The sequence below is a fragment of the Blautia pseudococcoides genome, assembly GCF_001689125.2.
Lineage (GTDB): Bacteria > Bacillota > Clostridia > Lachnospirales > Lachnospiraceae > Blautia > Blautia pseudococcoides.
On record NZ_CP015405.2, the window covers coordinates 1091720 to 1107339 of the forward strand.

Genomic DNA, 15620 nt, shown 5'->3' on the forward strand with positions numbered 1-15620 from the left:
TGCGATTAGGCAGCAGACAGCAGGAGGAAACAAATTGAACAAATATATGAATATGGAAAATATGGGCAGGAAAAACGGAACTCTGAAATGGGTTGGCCTGGTGGAGCTGATCATGGGCGCTCTGAACCTTTCAAACGGCTTGTTATCCATGTATGTCCTGTTTTCACAGGGACAGAAAGTGCTGGATGAAATACAGAAGACCAATAATATTACAGTATCCATGCAGGAGATGACAATCTCCGTTGTGGTGACCGTTGTGCTGGGTGCCGCCATGCTGGGAGCAGGTCTGGCCGCCATGATGTTCAACGGCATCAAAGGGAAAGAAAAGCTGCCGTTTATCATGGGTGTTATTCTTCTCGTATGTATCCTGGCATCCAATATCATCAATATTGTCATGCTGAGAAGTTCCTTTAGTCTCTCTTTCATTTTATGGGTAGTCATCCACGGACTGTATCTGTACGGTGCTTACCGCAACAAGCAGAATATAGAAGCTGAGAACCAGTAGACAGCGTGAAGAGTATGGAAATTTACAGACATAAGACCCAGTATTATGAGACGGACCAGATGGGCATTGTGCATCATTCCAATTATATCCGCTGGTTTGAAGAAGCCAGGACAGATTTCCTTGAGAAACTGGGAATGGGATATGACAGGATGGAGGCAGAGGGGATCATAAGCCCTGTGCTATCTGTATCCTGCCAGTACAAGACTATGACTTATTTTGGGGAGACAGTGGAGATCGCCATTGTACTGACAAAGTACAACGGCATCAGGCTGGAGCTGGAATACACGGTCAGCAATGCGGATACCGGAGAAGTCCGGGCCGTGGGCACCACAAAACACTGTTTTCTGGACAGGGACGGCAGAATCCTTTCCCTGAAGCGGAGCAGCCCCGGGTATCACAGGATGCTGGAAGAATATAAAGAATAAAAAATAATATATATTTCCGGTTTCTCTTGACAGGAGACCGGAAAATTTTTATACTGTAAGTGTACTAAGACACATAGTACACTAGATACACACAAATCAGAACCGTGAAGAAAAGAGGAAACTCTATGATTGTGATTGATTACCAGAACCGAAAACCCATTTACGAACAAATTGTGGAGCGCTTTCAGATGTTGATCGTAAGAGGCGTGCTGGAAGCTGACGCACAGATGCCTTCTGTGCGTTCTCTGGCGACAGAGTTGTCCATTAACCCCAATACCATTCAGAAAGCCTATACGATTCTGGAACAGCAGGGATATATTTATCCCATAAAAGGCAGGGGGAATTTTGTGTCCGGCAGCAGAAATCTGGTGGAGCAAAAGAAAGAGAACTTTTTCCAGAAGCTGAGGATCGTGATAAAAGAAGGGATTGAACTGGGCGTTACAAAAGAGGAGTGTGTGAGCCGGACTGCGGCACTGTACGAGGAGGTAAACCATGATTAAAACGGAACATCTGTCTAAGGCCTTCGGGGAGATTCAGGCTGTAGACAATATCGGCATTGAGATAACGGATAACAGCATATTTGGGCTGGCAGGGACCAACGGTGCGGGAAAGAGCACTTTTCTGCGTCTTTTATCCGGTGTTCTGAAACCGGATCAGGGGAGTATTCTGATAGATGAAAAGTCGGTCTATGAGCAGGAAGAGATCAAGAGAGAGATTTTTTTTCTGCCGGACAGTGCTTATTTTATTCCAAATGCAACAGGGAAATCCATGGCTGACTGGTACAGTGCCTATTATCCGAAGTTTGACAAAAAGCGGTTTGATGAGCTTTCAAAAAGACTGGACCTGGATACCAAAAGGAAGATACATACGCTCTCCAAAGGAATGAAGCGCCAGGTTTCCATGCTGCTGGGAATCTGCGCAGGCACGAAATATCTCTTCTGTGATGAGACCTTTGACGGTTTAGACCCGGTAATGCGGCAGGCTGCCAAGAGCATACTGGCCTATGAAGTCACAGAGAGGGAATTTACCCCTGTGATCGCCTCCCATAATTTAAGGGAACTGGAGGATATCTGTGATCATGTGGGACTTCTCCACAAAGGGGGCGTTCTATTGTCAAGGGAAGTGGAGGATATGAAGCTCCATATCCATAAGATTCAGTGTGTGATCCAGAATCCGGTGCTGGAGGAAGAACTGCTCCGTGAACTGGATGTGGTCCAGCATGAGAAGCGGCTCTCTTTGATGACCCTGGTTGTCCGGGGGGAGAAGGACAAGATCATGGAGATTGTGGAGAGCAAGTTCCCGGTATTTGCGGAGATGATTCCGCTGACCCTGGAAGAAATCTTTATCAGTGAAACGGAGGTAGCGGGATATGACATCAAAGATCTCTTTTACTAAAATGGTGATGCAGAATGTGAAAGAAAGAGGCGCGTGGTTCCTTGTCTCATTTTTGGCTATGCTGATGGCACTTCCGGTTCAGACTATGATGAGGCTGGATCATGTGGCTGCATACGGATTGAAACTAAAGGAGCAGGCAGCGCAGTCTGCGGAAGTATTTTTGAATACCACGGGTTATGATAATGTGGCTCTTATACTTTTGGTGATCATCGCAGGGTTTTGTCTGGGAATGACAGGGTATATGTATCTGTACTCCAGAGAGAAGACGGATTTTTATCACAGCCTTCCCATGAAAAGGGAACGCATGTATTTTGTCTCCTACCTGGGCGGCGTAGTGATCTTTGCGGTCCCCTATCTACTGAATCTGCTGCTGGCACTACTGGCCGGAGCTGTGAAGGGCACATTCCCTGCTCATACGCTTTCAGTGGTTTTGGGTGCATTTTTGACACATATGATATATTTCCTTGTCTTTTACCATGTGGGGATACTGGCGGTGATGCTGACCGGGAATCTGTTTACAGGCGCCATGGCATATGCTGCGTTTCTGAGCTATGGATTTATTATAAAAGAAGTCTTTATCAGTATGGCGGGGCGCTTTTTCCAGTCCGCAACGCCCTACACGTTAGGCGGCGGCAGTTACAGTATTCTGCGGTTTACCTTCCATGCGGGAGGATGGACGCTTTCGCCATTATATAGCTATATGAATATCATACGTGAAGCGGTAAACTATGATACAAGAAAAGCACCGTGGCTTTTGGCCGCTGCCGGCCTGTTGGCAGCAGTTCTGCTTCTGGCACTCTGTCTTCTGGTATATCATCTGCGGCCTTCGGAGAGTTATCATAAGGCAATTGCGTTTAGGAGACTGGAACCGATTATTAAAATTGCTGTGGTATTTCCTTTTTCCATTTTGACCGCGCTTAATATCAGCCAGGGAATCGGTCAGCATGTGTTTGTATGGTTTGTAATGGTTCTGGTATTCTCGGCCTGGGTCATCTCAACCGCCATGGATTTTCTGTACCGGATGGATATCAGGGAAAGCCTGCGTCCCCGTATCTCCACAGGGGCAGTGCTGGTCATGCTGGCGGCGATGACCGTTATCTACCGATTTGATGTTTTTCAAGTGGATACTTATCTTCCGAAAGAAAATAAGATAGAAAGTATGTCCGTCTATATTAACAGCATGAACAGCCTGTACAGCTATCCATATAATTCCGTTTATTATCAGGGTGACAGTGAGATAAAAACATATCTTGAAAATACCAAATATGAAGAATTCGACAGCATTTATGACCTGGCTGCCCTGGGAGTGGAAGCCCAGAAAGAAAATGATGGTTTCCCAAAACTGAAAGACGGAGAAGACCTGTTGTACTATTATGTAAAATATCACCTGAAATCAGGCCGGAATGTGTACCGGTACTATGAAGTGAAGCAGGATGATGCCGCGCTGAAGCTGATGGGAAATATTTATGACAGCTGGGAATATAAACAGCAGACCCTTCCTGTGGAATTTATTGATGCGGAGAAGATAACAGAGATTTCCTTAAATGATATTTTCTCTGCCAACAGACAGGTCACAACCTCGGAGACGGCAATGCAGAATATTTTCAAGACCTACAAAAGCGAGTGGGAAAGCCTGGAATTTAAGGAGAGCCTGGATCAGCAGGTAGTAGGCTTTTTAAACATTGATTGTATCAGCGCTGAACAGGGCAGTAGATTTGAAAATGGTACTGCATCCTTAGATATTACCCAGACATTGTCACTGCCCCTGTATGAGGGATTCCGGAATACCAGAAAACTGCTGGAAGAGGCGGGGTGCCATGTCTATACAAAAGAGGATGTGGATAAGATGGAGAAGATCGTTGTGGTTTCCAGTGATAATAACGGAAACACAGAAGAATTTACATTTTCGGATAAAGAGGATAGGATGGAGATACTGGAAAAGTTTGTTTTTGACCAGTACAGCAATCCTGCAAAAAATCTCTATCCGGATTATTCAAAGAGTCTGCGCATCTACTGGAAAGATGGGGCAGGTGAGACAAAAGAAGGGATTTACCTGAGCAATGACCTGCCGTCCTGTGTGAAAAAGGTGCTGAAAACAGAAAACTGACGAACCGTCTGACAGATAGAAAAACAGGGGCTGCCGCATGAATGTGCGGCGGCCCCTTGTCGTGGTTGACAAGGCAGGAACAAAGAGGGTAAAATATAACTATCAATGATTCCGGTCCCAGTGATATCCGGCGGAAGGAAGAGGAAAACAACATGAAGAGACAATTATCCTTTGAGAATGAAAAGGAACTGGTGCTGGTGGGAAAAGCGCTCTCCTCAGAGATTCGGATTCGTATCCTGAAGCTTCTGGATGAAAATCCCCTGTGCGTCAATGAAATTGCAGAGATCCTGCAGATTCCGGCCTCCTCGGCAGCCTTAAATGTCCGTGTGCTGGAGGAAGCAGGGCTGATCCGTACCGAACTGAAGCCCGGAGTGAGGGGGGCCATGAAGCTCTGTATCCGGCAGAATGAGGAGCTGGTGCTCCATCTGCAGCAGCTGCGGGGACCGAAGCATGAGGAAGTCATCTCCATGCCGGTAGGCAATTATGTGGATTATAAGATCACGCCCACCTGTGGTATGGTCAATGATGAGGAGTATATTGACGGGGAGGACGAGCCCCGGTGTTTTTATGACCCAAGGCGGACAACCGCCAAGCTGGTCTGGTTCTCCTCCGGTTATCTGGAATACCGTTTTCCCAATGCAGGGATCCAGGGAAGCAGGGTAAAGCGTCTGGAGATCTCTGCGGAACTGTGTTCTGAGACTGCGGATTATGATCTGGACTGTCCCTCAGACATTACTCTGTGGGTCAACGGTGTGGATGCGGGGACCTGGACCTGTCCAAGCGACTTTGGCGGCAGGAGAGGCAAACTGAACCCGGACTGGTGGGAGGATAAGAATTCCCAGTACGGCAATCTGAAAAAATGGGTGATGGATACAGAGGGGACATATCTGGACGGCGTGAAAGTGAGCAGTGTGCCGGTATCCGGATATGACCTGGTAGAAAGGCCTTATATCTCCGTACGCATTGGCATCAAGGAGAATGCAGAGCATATGGGGGGTGTGAATATTTTTGGCTGTAGTTTTGGAGACTATCCCCAGGATATTCTGATGCGGATTGAATATTGAAAAAAATATTTCCTGTGTTATAATAAAAGAACAGGAAAAATGTTTTAAAACAAAATTAATATATCTAATAAGCCGGCAGACCTATTGGCTATATTGGAACATAGGAGGAGTGGGAGGATGAAGCGAAAACTGCAAAACCGGTTTTGCGAGCTGTTCGGCGCAGACGGCGACATCCGATACTATTTTTCACCTGGCCGTGTGAACCTCATCGGGGAGCACACAGACTATAACGGGGGACATGTATTTCCATGTGCCCTCACAAATGGTACATATGGAGCGGCGAGAATCCGGAAAGACCGGAAACTGCGTCTTTACTCCGAAAATTTCAGCAATGCGGGGGTTTTTGAGACAAGCCTGGATGACCTTAGATATCATGAGAGAGCCGGATGGACCAACTATTTAAAAGGTGTTATCTGGACATTCATGACCAAAGGTTATCCTATAAAAAAAGGGCTTGATCTGGTAATCGGCGGTAATATTCCCAATGGCTCAGGTCTTTCCTCCTCCGCTTCCATAGAACTTCTCATGGCTATGGTTTTAAAAGATTTATATGGCTTTTCAGATTTGACCAAAACAGAAATGGCCCTTTTTGGACAGTACGCGGAGAATAAGTTCTGCGGCATGAACTGCGGGATCATGGACCAGTTTACTGTGGCAACGGGTAAGAAAGGTCATGCGATTTTCCTGGATACCAGCAATCTGCGTTATGAATATGCGCCCATCAGACTGGGGAATGCGTCCCTTCTCATTTCGGTCAGCAATAAGAAAAGAAGACTGACGGACTCCAAGTACAATGAACGCAGAAGAGAATGCGAGGCAGCCCTCAAAGAGCTTCAGTCCATAGTGGATATCCGTTCTCTGGGAGAATTGACAGGGGAGGCCTTTGAGGAAGTAAAAGAGATCATCAAAGACCCGGTGCATGTGAAACGCGCGCGCCACGCGGTCTGCGAGAATCAGCGGACCATACAGGCAGTAAAAGCGCTGAAAGAGCAGGATTTAAAAAGATTTGGCATGCTTATGAATGAGTCCCACATCTCGCTGAGAGATGACTACGAGGTCACGGGAAGGGAGCTGGATACCCTGGCAGAGGCAGCCTGGGACCAGCCCGGCGTCCTGGGTTCCCGCATGACGGGGGCAGGCTTTGGAGGCTGCACAGTCAGCATCGTGGAGGATGGCTTTGTGGAGGCATTTATTCGGAATGTGGGCTCTGTTTATAAGAAAAAAATCGGTTACGGTGCGGATTTCTACAGGGTGGAGATCGGTGACGGGGCCAGAAGAATCGGATAACAGGAAGGGGAAATACTATGTTAAACAACAGTATTAAAAAACTTGTGCAGTACGGATCAGAGACAGGCCTGGTGCCTGCATGTGAGAAAAATTATACCATCAACCTGCTTCTGGATTTATTCCGTCAGGACGACTATGAGGAGCCTTGTGAGGAGTACAGGGACGTGGATTTGGAGGAAACTTTGGGCGAACTGCTGGATGAAGCTGTAAAACGCGGCCTGATCGAGGACAGTATCGGCTACCGTGACCTGTTTGACACCAAGATCATGAACTGTCTTATGCCCCGTCCGGCACAGGTGCAGGAAAAATTCTGGAAGGAATATGAAAAATCCCCGGAGACTGCTACGGATTATTTCTACAAACTGAGCCAGGACAGTGACTACATCCGCCGTTACCGCATTAAGAAGGACAGAAAATGGACTGTGGACAGCTCTTACGGCACCATTGATATTACCATCAACCTTTCAAAGCCGGAAAAAGACCCCAAAGCCATTGCAGCAGCCAGGAATGCGAAACAGAGCAGCTATCCCAAATGTCTCCTCTGTATGGAAAACGAGGGATACGCAGGCCGTTTGAATCATCCGGCCAGAGAGAACCACAGGATCATTCCTATCACGGTCAATGAAAGCCCCTGGGGATTCCAGTATTCCCCCTATGTGTATTACAATGAACACTGCATTGTTTTTAACGGGCAGCATGTACCTATGAAAATCGAGAGGAATGCTTTTGTAAAGCTCTTTGATTTTGTAAAGCTGTTTCCCCACTATTTCCTTGGCTCCAATGCGGATCTGCCTATCGTAGGAGGCTCTATTTTAAGCCATGACCATTTCCAGGGAGGCCATTATACTTTTGCCATGGCAAAAGCGCCCATAGAGGAGAGCGTGACCATACCCGGATATGAAGATGTGGAGGCCGGTATCGTAAATTGGCCGCTGTCTGTGCTTCGTATCCGCCATAAGGATGAAAAACGCCTGATTGACCTTGCTGCGCATGTGCTTGATAGCTGGAGAAGCTATACGGATGAGGATGCTTTTGTCTTTGCCGAGACAGACGGGGAGCCTCACAACACCATCACCCCTATTGCAAGAAAGATTGGGGATACCTTTGAACTGGATCTGACACTGAGAAATAATATCACCACAGAGGAGCACCCCCTGGGTGTTTATCATCCCCATGCGGAATATCATCATATTAAGAAAGAGAACATCGGTCTGATCGAGGTCATGGGACTGGCGGTGCTTCCGGCCAGGCTGAAAGACGAGCTGGAACTGCTGGCCTCCTACATTCTGGAAGGCAGAGATCCGGCAGAAAATGAGATGCTGGAAAAACACGCAGACTGGGTAAAAGAATTCCTGCCGAAATACCAGGATATCAATGAAAAGAATGTGATGGATATTCTTCAGGAAGAGGTGGGACAGGTCTTTGTCAAGGTGCTGGAGGACGCCGGCGTGTACAAATGTACCCCTGAGGGAAGGGCTGCTTTCAAAAAATTCCTTGCCACATTATAAATTCTTGGATATAATAAGATACAAAAAGACAGGTCGGGTGCCTGTCTTTTTTGTTAAAGGTATGCTATACTGGACCTATACTGCCGGAATTGCCGGTGAAACAGACAGAAGAGAGTGTGAGTACAAAGTATGAAGGAAAAAAGGGTAGCGGATTCCCAGACAGAGCAGACGTATCTCATGCGTCCAAAGTATCTGAATGGCTACGGAAAGCTTTTCGGCGGACAGCTTATGGGCTGGATTGACGAGATCGCCAGCATTGTAGCCATGCGGCACAGCGAATCCGAGATCACGACTGCTGCCATAGATAATTTAAATTTTAAAGAAAGCGCCTCTGTGGATGACGTGATCGTCCTGAGAGGAAAGATCACCCACGTGGGACGTACATCCATGGAAGTGCGGGTGGACACCTATGTGGAGAGCCGCCGGGGGATCAGAAAGATCATCAACCGCGCCTATGTGGTCATGGTGGCAGTGGATGACTGCCAGCATCCAAAACCAGTGCCGGGACTGCTTGTGGAGACAGAGGCAGAAAAAGCGGAGTGGCAAGGCGGAGAGAAGCGCTATGCTTTGCGTAAACAGCGGCGAATAGAAGGATATTGAGCAAAAATCCCATCGCCAAAGGCGATTCTGCATGGACTTTTGCCTGTAACTGTCAGGGAACTGAACAGTTACGATATTGATTAAAAGGAGATTAAAATGAGCGAAAAAATCCTGCTGATAGACGGACACAGTATATTGAACAGAGCTTATTACGGCCTGCCTGAACTAACCAACTCGGAGGGGCTTCACACCAATGCCATATATGGATTTTTAAACATCCTGTTCAAGACCATAGAGGAGGAAAAGCCGGATTATCTGACGGTAGCCTTTGATCTGCACGCACCAACCTTCCGGCACCAGATGTATGAGGCCTACAAGGGTACCAGAAAACCCATGCCTCAGGAGTTAAGGGAGCAGGTGCCTGTGATGAAGGATGTGCTTGCAGCCATGGGTGTGTGCATGATCTCCAAGGAAGGGTATGAGGCAGACGACCTTTTAGGCACCCTTGCAAAGAAGAGCGAGGAGAAGGGTATGGAAGTTACCGTCCTCTCCGGAGACAGGGACCTTCTGCAGCTTGCCAGCAGCCATATCTGTATCAGGATCCCCAAGACCAGGTTCGGCAAGACCACAGTGGAGGATTATTTTGCTGATGACGTGAAAGAAAAATATCAGTTAAGCCCGGAGCAGATCATTGAACTGAAGGCACTCATGGGCGATGCGTCCGATAACATTCCGGGACTGCCGGGAGTGGGAGAAAAGACCGCCACAAAAATCCTGCTGGAGTACGGAAATGTGGAAAATGCCTACGCGCATGTGGAGGACATCAAGCCGAACAAGGCGAAAAACGCGTTTCTTGAGCACTACGATCTGGCAGTCCTCAGCAAGAAGCTGGCTGCCATTAATATAGACAGCCCTGTGGAATATGACTGGGAAAGTGCCAGGATCAAAGATTATTACACTCAGGATGCCTATGATTTCTTTAAAGAGCTGGAATTCAAGAACTTTCTCTCCCGGTTTGAGGACACCAGTGCCCCCGCTGAGGTGGAGAAAAGCTTCTCAACGGTGACAGAGCTTGACCAGGCTGAGGAGATCTTTGGGAAGGCCAGGCAGAAACCGGAGCTGGGACTTCACATTTTAAAGGAAAACGGTGTGTTTCTGGGAATGGGGCTTTCCTTTCTGGATGAGGAAAAAGTGCTGTCTTACTGTTTCCTTCCCCAGGGATTTTTGACGGAGGCCTATCTGCTTGAACAGGCGCAGGTGCTCTGTCAGGAGGCAGCCATGGTATCCTCCCTGGATGTAAAATCCATGCTGCGCCATATGGACCTGGAGAACCACACGAAAATGTTTGATGCAGGGATCGCGGCCTATCTGATGAATCCGCTGAAATCTGCCTACACTTACGATGATATCGCAAAAGAGTACTTAGGAGAGATGCTTCCCGCAAAGGAGGACCTTCTGGGAAAACTAAACTATACAAAAGGGATGAAAGACCAGGAGGAACAGGCAGCGTTGTCTGTCTGCTACATGGCATATGTGGCCCTGAAAAGCAGGAAGCCCCTGAAAAAAGCTCTGGAGGGGACAGAAATGCTGCATCTCTTCACAAACATTGAGATGCCTCTTCTCTTTACCCTCTCCGAAATGGAGAAGGAGGGGATCCGGGTAAATGCCCAGGCTTTAAAAGAGTATGGGGACCAGCTCTATGTGAGGATTTTGGAGCTTGAAAAGGAGATCTACCAGGAGGCAGGGGAGGAATTCAATATCAATTCCCCAAAACAGCTCGGTGTGATCTTGTTTGAAAAGCTGAAGTTGCCGGGGGGAAAGAAGACCAAGACCGGTTATTCCACTGCAGCGGATGTCCTTGAGAAACTGGCCCCTGACCATAAGCTGGTGGCAGATATTCTGGAGTACAGACAGCTGGCAAAGCTGAAATCCACCTATGCGGACGGCCTTGCAGTCTATATCGGGGAGGATGAGAGGATCCATTCCACCTTCAACCAGACGATCACCGCCACGGGGCGTATCAGCAGTACAGAACCGAATCTGCAGAATATTCCCATCCGTATGGAGCTGGGGAGGCTTATACGCAAGGTCTTTATCCCAAGAGACGGGTACGTGTTTACGGATGCGGACTACTCCCAGATCGAGCTTCGTGTGCTGGCACATATGTCGGGGGATGAAAAACTGATCCAGGCTTATCAGGAGGCTCAGGATATCCACCGCATGACAGCCTCCCAGGTATTTCATGTCCCCTTTGATGAGGTGACGGATTTACAGAGGAGAAATGCCAAGGCAGTCAATTTTGGCATTGTCTACGGCATCAGTTCTTTTGGCCTTTCCCAAGATTTGAGTATCACCAGGAAAGAGGCTGCCCAGTATATTGAAAATTATTTCGAGACATACCCAAAAATCAAGGGATTTCTGGACGGTCTGGTGACAGAGGCAAAAGAGAAGGGATATGTGACCACCATGTTCGGCAGAAGACGTCCGGTTCCGGAATTGAAATCCAGCAACTTCATGCAGCGTTCCTTCGGTGAACGGGTAGCCATGAATTCGCCGATTCAGGGAACCGCGGCTGATATTATTAAAATCGCCATGATCCGGGTGGGAAAAGCGCTGAAGGAACAGAATTTAAAATCACGTCTGCTTCTGCAGGTGCACGATGAACTGCTGGTGGAGACCGCAGAGGACGAGACCGCGCAGGTTTCAGCCATTTTGGAAAAAGAGATGAAAAATGCCGCCAGTCTGGCTGTATCGCTGGAGATTGATATGCATACAGGAAGCAACTGGTATGAGGCAAAGTAAAGATACAGGGATTCAGGGGAGTACAAGGGATAAAGGAGGAACTGTTATGAGAGTCATAGGTGTGACCGGAGGGGTAGGCTCCGGAAAAAGTTTTGTACTGAATTATATTGAGGAACATTTTGATGCACGGGTGGTCAAGGCAGATGACGTGGGGCATCTGCTGATGATGCCCGGCCAGGTCTGCTATGAGCCGGTCATCCGGCTTTTTGGTGACTGGATCGTGAATGAGGATGGTTCTCTTAACAGGGAAACGATCGCGCAGATCGTATTTGAAAAGAAGGACATGCTGGAAAAACTGGATAAAATCATTCATCCTGCAGTGAAAAAATATATTGTCAGAGAGATTGAGCGCTCCAAAAAAGAGGAGACAGAATTCTTCTTTATTGAGGCGGCTTTATTATTGGAAGATAATTATGATGAAATTTATGATGAATTGTGGTATATTTATTGCGAAAAAGAAGTACGCATGGAAAGGCTTCGCCGTGACAGGGGCTATTCTGAGGAAAAAGCCAGAAAAGTGATGGAAAATCAACTGTCTGAGGATGAATTTGAAGCCAAATGTGACTTTTTATTATATAACGACGAAGATGTGGCCCATACCTATCTTCAGATTGAGCGAAGGATGAGAACATATTATGAACCTATGTAGTATTGCCAGCGGTAGCAGCGGCAATTGTATTTATGTGGGCAGTGACCATGCAGGCATTCTGGTGGATGTGGGTATCAGCGGCAAGAAGATTGAAGAAGGCCTCAATACCATTGACCGCACCACAAAGGACTGCGACGGTATCCTGATCACCCATGAGCACTCTGACCATATCAAGGGTCTGGGTGTTATTTCCAGAAAGTATAAGATTCCCATTTACTGTACCCGGGGAACCATGGAGGGGATGCAGCGTATGTCCACTCTCGGCAAGATGCCGGAAGGGCTGTACCGGGTCATACGGGCAGACGAACCATTTTCTATCGGAGATCTGGACATTCATCCCTTTAACATTTCCCACGATGCGGCAGAGCCGGTGGGATACCGGGTGAATCATGAGAACAAGTCCGTGGGGATCGCCACGGATTTGGGCAAGTATAATGATTACATAGTGGAACAGCTCCAGGGATTGGATGCCCTGCTGCTGGAGGCAAACCACGACGTGAACATGCTGCAGGTGGGAAGTTATCCCTATTACTTAAAACAGCGGATCCTGGGCGAGAGAGGCCATCTGTCCAATGAGTCAGCAGGCAGGCTTTTATGCCGTCTGCTCCACGGCAAAATGAAACAGATCATGCTGGGCCATCTGAGCCGTGAGAACAATTACGAGGCATTGGCTTATGAGACCGTATGCTCAGAGGTGACTATGGGGGAAAATCCATGGTGTTCCTCTGACTTTAAGATTTCTGTAGCGCACAGGGATTGTGCATCAGAGCTGATCACCGTATAGACGGTAACTATAATATACATTTACGAGGAGAAAAAAATGAAGAAGACAATCATCAGCGTAGTAGGACAGGATACCGTAGGAATTATTGCCAGAGTCTGCACTTATCTGGCAGAGAATAATATTAACATCCTGGATATTTCCCAGACCATCATTGACGGTTATTTCAATATGATGATGATAACAGATGCCAGCAAATCCGAGAAAAAGCTGGATCAGATTTCCGCAGAGCTGTCAAAACTGGGTGAGGAAATCGGCGTTGTGATCCACGCACAGCATGAGGATATCTTTACGAAGATGCACCGTATCTAATCTGGAAACCCAGGAAAGGACAAGAGAAGAATATGATTAACATTTTTGAAGTAAATGAAACCAATAAGATGATCGAGCAGGAAAATCTGGATGTGCGTACTATTACCATGGGTATCAGCCTTCTGGACTGTATTGACTCTGACCTGCAGCAGGTAAACAGAAAAATTTACAATAAAATCACTACCCTGGCAAGAAATCTGGTGGAGACCGGTGATGAGATCTCCGGAGAGTACGGCATCCCTGTTGTAAACAAGAGGATCTCCGTAACCCCCATTGCACTGGTTGGCGGAGCAGCCTGTAAAGCACCGGAGGATTTTGTGACCCTGGCAGAGACTCTGGACCGGGCGGCAAAAGAGGTTGGCGTGAACTTTATCGGAGGTTACTCTGCCCTGGTTTCAAAAGGCATGACAAAAGCAGATGAAATGCTGATTCGTTCCATTCCGGAAGCCCTGGCTGCCACAGAGAGGGTCTGCAGCTCCATCAATCTCGGTTCCTCCAAGACAGGCATCAACATGGATGCGGTTAAGCTCATGGGAGAGATCGTACTGGCTACAGCCCAGGCCACCAGAGAGCAGGATTCCCTGGGATGTGCCAAACTGGTTGTGTTCTGCAATGCGCCGGATGACAATCCTTTCATGGCAGGTGCCTTCCACGGAGTGACGGAGGCGGACGCCATCATCAATGTAGGTGTATCCGGTCCGGGTGTTGTGAAGACAGCGCTGGAAAAAGTCCGCGGAAAAGATTTTGAGGTTCTGTGCGAGACGATCAAGAAGACTGCTTTCAAGGTGACACGGGTGGGCCAGCTGGTTGCCCAGGAGGCCTCCAAACGCCTTGGGATTCCTTTTGGTATTGTGGACTTATCCCTTGCACCCACTCCGGCCATCGGAGACAGTGTGGCGGACATTCTCCATGAGATCGGCGTGGAGTACGCCGGTGCTCCGGGCACAACGGCGGCCCTTGCGCTTCTCAATGACCAGGTGAAAAAAGGCGGCGTTATGGCTTCCTCCTATGTGGGCGGCTTGAGCGGAGCTTTCATTCCGGTCAGCGAGGACCAGGGAATGATCGACGCGGTGAATGCCAATGCCCTGACCATAGAAAAACTGGAGGCCATGACCTGCGTATGCTCTGTAGGACTGGATATGATAGCCATTCCGGGAGACACCAAAGCCAGCACAATCTCCGGTATTATTGCAGACGAATGTGCGATCGGCATGGTGAATCAGAAGACAACGGCTGTCCGGCTGATTCCTGTTATCGGAAAAAGCGTGGGAGAGACCGTGGAGTTTGGAGGTCTTCTGGGCTATGCACCCATCATGCCGGTAAACCAGTATTCCTGTGAAGCTTTTGTAAACAGAGGCGGAAGAATACCGGCCCCTATACACAGCTTTAAGAATTAAATAATTGAACTTGCAGGTAAAAAAATCATACTGGGACTGTGTTTCATTATATGGAACACGGTCCCAGATTTTTATGCTTTCCATAGCCCGAATGTCCTCAAATTGGAAAAATGCGCCAAAATAGTTAAAAAGTTATTGACAAGATGCGTTAGGATGTGCTAACTTATAGGTAGTTAGAAAAACCTAACCTTGATGATGAGTGATGAATAAGGAGTGATGAAAAATGCCTTTAACTATGGCTTCAGCAGGAGAAACAAAGCAGATTAAAAAAGTAGGCGGTAAGGAAGAAGTAAAGCGCCATCTGGAGAATCTTGGCTTTGTGACAGGAACGGATGTGACCGTTGTTTCCCAGTTGGGCGGCAATGTGATCGTCAATGTGAAAGATTCCAGAATTGCCATCAGCAGTGAGATGGCTAACAGGATCATGGTATAGCAGGATTTAAAATGAAATAGATTTAAGCCTGCCTTATGAAACAGGTATGGTTACATAGAAAGAGGAGGATATGCAGAAATGGAGACACTGCGGAATGTAAAATGCGGACAGAGCGTCAGAGTGGTGAAGCTGCATGGAGAGGGCGCTGTCAAACGCCGTATTATGGATATGGGAATCACAAAAGGCACAGATGTCTATGTAAGAAAAGTAGCGCCCCTCGGCGACCCCATAGAAGTTACGGTGAGAGATTATGAGCTTTCCCTGAGAAAAGCAGACGCAGAGATGATTGAAGTTCAGTAGAAAGGCTGCCGGCTATTGAAGGCCGCAGCATTTTTCGGGATTTATGGTTAGAATATTCTAACCATATTTTTTGGGAGTGAAGTTAGTGGAAACTAATTTAGAGGAGGAAGAGAAA

General features: G+C 47.6%; 16 protein-coding genes. All 16 read left to right on the forward strand.

Annotated elements, in window-relative coordinates; all coding sequences use genetic code 11:
- Window positions 1-34 precede the first annotated feature (34 nt).
- The 16 genes from A4V09_RS05035 (at window position 35) to A4V09_RS05110 (ending at window position 15505) form a co-directional block, all read left to right on the forward strand.
- On the forward strand, window positions 35-505 hold the full coding sequence (locus A4V09_RS05035; protein ID WP_065541377.1) for a hypothetical protein: 471 nt from the start codon (window positions 35-37) through the stop codon (window positions 503-505).
- 14 nt (window positions 506-519) lie between these two features.
- Window positions 520-930 carry an acyl-CoA thioesterase gene (locus A4V09_RS05040; protein WP_065541378.1) on the forward strand — a complete coding sequence of 137 codons (411 nt, stop codon included), beginning with the start codon at window positions 520-522 and terminating at the stop codon, window positions 928-930.
- Window positions 931-1055: 125 nt separating this feature from the next.
- A complete protein-coding gene (locus A4V09_RS05045) occupies window positions 1056-1430 on the forward strand; it encodes a GntR family transcriptional regulator (RefSeq protein WP_065541379.1) in 375 nt (124 codons plus the stop codon).
- Window positions 1423-2325, forward strand: coding sequence for an ABC transporter ATP-binding protein (locus A4V09_RS05050; protein ID WP_065541380.1), 903 nt, complete (start codon window positions 1423-1425; stop codon window positions 2323-2325). The genes A4V09_RS05045 and A4V09_RS05050 overlap by 8 nt, the downstream gene beginning before the upstream one ends.
- On the forward strand, window positions 2300-4432 hold the full coding sequence (locus tag A4V09_RS05055) for a DUF6449 domain-containing protein (protein ID WP_065541381.1): 2133 nt from the start codon (window positions 2300-2302) through the stop codon (window positions 4430-4432). The genes A4V09_RS05050 and A4V09_RS05055 overlap by 26 nt, the downstream gene beginning before the upstream one ends.
- A 152-nt stretch (window positions 4433-4584) precedes the next feature.
- Complete coding sequence (locus tag A4V09_RS05060; RefSeq protein WP_065541382.1) at window positions 4585-5496, forward strand: ArsR/SmtB family transcription factor; 912 nt, start codon at window positions 4585-4587, stop codon at window positions 5494-5496.
- A 117-nt stretch (window positions 5497-5613) separates the two neighbouring features.
- Window positions 5614-6783, forward strand: a complete 1170-nt coding sequence (locus tag A4V09_RS05065) for a galactokinase (RefSeq protein WP_065541383.1) — start codon at window positions 5614-5616, stop codon at window positions 6781-6783.
- 17 nt (window positions 6784-6800) lie between these two features.
- Entirely contained in the window at window positions 6801-8291 is a 1491-nt protein-coding gene (galT, locus tag A4V09_RS05070) for a UDP-glucose--hexose-1-phosphate uridylyltransferase (protein ID WP_065541384.1), read from the forward strand.
- 129 nt (window positions 8292-8420) lie between these two features.
- Window positions 8421-8891, forward strand: a complete 471-nt coding sequence (locus tag A4V09_RS05075; RefSeq protein ID WP_065541385.1) for an acyl-CoA thioesterase — start codon at window positions 8421-8423, stop codon at window positions 8889-8891.
- Between the two features lie 96 nt (window positions 8892-8987).
- On the forward strand, window positions 8988-11633 hold the full coding sequence (polA, locus tag A4V09_RS05080) for a DNA polymerase I (protein ID WP_065541386.1): 2646 nt from the start codon (window positions 8988-8990) through the stop codon (window positions 11631-11633).
- A gap of 46 nt (window positions 11634-11679) precedes the next feature.
- A complete protein-coding gene (gene coaE, locus A4V09_RS05085; RefSeq protein WP_065544643.1) occupies window positions 11680-12282 on the forward strand; it encodes a dephospho-CoA kinase in 603 nt (200 codons plus the stop codon).
- Entirely contained in the window at window positions 12269-13066 is a 798-nt protein-coding gene (locus A4V09_RS05090) for an MBL fold metallo-hydrolase (protein ID WP_065541387.1), read from the forward strand. The genes coaE and A4V09_RS05090 overlap by 14 nt, the downstream gene beginning before the upstream one ends.
- Window positions 13067-13102: 36 nt before the next feature.
- Complete coding sequence (locus tag A4V09_RS05095; RefSeq protein ID WP_065541388.1) at window positions 13103-13375, forward strand: ACT domain-containing protein; 273 nt, start codon at window positions 13103-13105, stop codon at window positions 13373-13375.
- A 32-nt stretch (window positions 13376-13407) separates the two neighbouring features.
- Complete coding sequence (locus tag A4V09_RS05100; RefSeq protein ID WP_065541389.1) at window positions 13408-14772, forward strand: PFL family protein; 1365 nt, start codon at window positions 13408-13410, stop codon at window positions 14770-14772.
- A gap of 223 nt (window positions 14773-14995) precedes the next feature.
- Window positions 14996-15205, forward strand: coding sequence for a FeoA family protein (locus tag A4V09_RS05105; protein WP_065541390.1), 210 nt, complete (start codon window positions 14996-14998; stop codon window positions 15203-15205).
- A gap of 78 nt (window positions 15206-15283) precedes the next feature.
- Window positions 15284-15505, forward strand: a complete 222-nt coding sequence (locus tag A4V09_RS05110; protein ID WP_065541391.1) for a FeoA family protein — start codon at window positions 15284-15286, stop codon at window positions 15503-15505.
- The last annotated feature ends 115 nt before the right edge of the window (window positions 15506-15620 follow it).

What these genes read in the sequence shown, in the direction of transcription:
- A4V09_RS05045 (WP_065541379.1), top strand. Translation starts at nt 1,056, where the DNA reads ATGATTGTGATTGATTACCAGAACCGAAAACCCATTTACGAACAAATT.
- A4V09_RS05110 (WP_065541391.1), top strand. Translation starts at nt 15,284, where the DNA reads ATGGAGACACTGCGGAATGTAAAATGCGGACAGAGCGTCAGAGTGGTG.
- A4V09_RS05095 (WP_065541388.1), top strand. Translation starts at nt 13,103, where the DNA reads ATGAAGAAGACAATCATCAGCGTAGTAGGACAGGATACCGTAGGAATT.
- coaE (WP_065544643.1), top strand. Translation starts at nt 11,680, where the DNA reads ATGAGAGTCATAGGTGTGACCGGAGGGGTAGGCTCCGGAAAAAGTTTT.
- A4V09_RS05050 (WP_065541380.1), top strand. Translation starts at nt 1,423, where the DNA reads ATGATTAAAACGGAACATCTGTCTAAGGCCTTCGGGGAGATTCAGGCT.
- A4V09_RS05065 (WP_065541383.1), top strand. Translation starts at nt 5,614, where the DNA reads ATGAAGCGAAAACTGCAAAACCGGTTTTGCGAGCTGTTCGGCGCAGAC.
- polA (WP_065541386.1), top strand. Translation starts at nt 8,988, where the DNA reads ATGAGCGAAAAAATCCTGCTGATAGACGGACACAGTATATTGAACAGA.
- A4V09_RS05105 (WP_065541390.1), top strand. Translation starts at nt 14,996, where the DNA reads ATGCCTTTAACTATGGCTTCAGCAGGAGAAACAAAGCAGATTAAAAAA.
- A4V09_RS05040 (WP_065541378.1), top strand. Translation starts at nt 520, where the DNA reads ATGGAAATTTACAGACATAAGACCCAGTATTATGAGACGGACCAGATG.
- A4V09_RS05075 (WP_065541385.1), top strand. Translation starts at nt 8,421, where the DNA reads ATGAAGGAAAAAAGGGTAGCGGATTCCCAGACAGAGCAGACGTATCTC.
- A4V09_RS05060 (WP_065541382.1), top strand. Translation starts at nt 4,585, where the DNA reads ATGAAGAGACAATTATCCTTTGAGAATGAAAAGGAACTGGTGCTGGTG.
- A4V09_RS05055 (WP_065541381.1), top strand. Translation starts at nt 2,300, where the DNA reads ATGACATCAAAGATCTCTTTTACTAAAATGGTGATGCAGAATGTGAAA.
- galT (WP_065541384.1), top strand. Translation starts at nt 6,801, where the DNA reads ATGTTAAACAACAGTATTAAAAAACTTGTGCAGTACGGATCAGAGACA.
- A4V09_RS05100 (WP_065541389.1), top strand. Translation starts at nt 13,408, where the DNA reads ATGATTAACATTTTTGAAGTAAATGAAACCAATAAGATGATCGAGCAG.
- A4V09_RS05090 (WP_065541387.1), top strand. Translation starts at nt 12,269, where the DNA reads ATGAACCTATGTAGTATTGCCAGCGGTAGCAGCGGCAATTGTATTTAT.